Here is a 285-nt window from a genome sequence, read left to right as displayed (position 1 = left end):
GCTTCGGCGACGACCGGATCTTCATCGAGAAGTTCATCGAGAGCCCGCGCCACGTGGAAATCCAGGTGCTGGGCGACAAGCACGGCAACGTCGTCCACCTGTTCGAGCGCGAGTGCTCGATCCAGCGCCGGAACCAGAAGGTTATCGAGGAGGCGCCCAGCCCCTTGCTGGACGAGAAGACCCGCAAGGCGATGGGCGACCAGGCCGTCGCCCTCGCCAAGGCCGTGCAATACGACAGCGCCGGCACCGTCGAGTTCGTGGCCGGACAGGACAAGAGCTTCTACT

The 285-nt window shown here is 64.6% G+C and carries 1 pseudogene; it reads left to right on the top strand.

The features are described 5' to 3' along the window. A pseudogene (locus tag AX721_RS13405) lies at positions 1-285 on the top strand (acetyl/propionyl-CoA carboxylase subunit alpha); the annotation flags it as partial.

Source organism: Phenylobacterium sp. CCH9-H3 (genome assembly GCF_001557235.1).
Classification (GTDB): domain Bacteria; phylum Pseudomonadota; class Alphaproteobacteria; order Caulobacterales; family Caulobacteraceae; genus Phenylobacterium.
The sequence above is the reverse complement of the archived record's forward strand: the minus strand, read 5'-3'. Positions and strand labels throughout refer to the sequence as shown.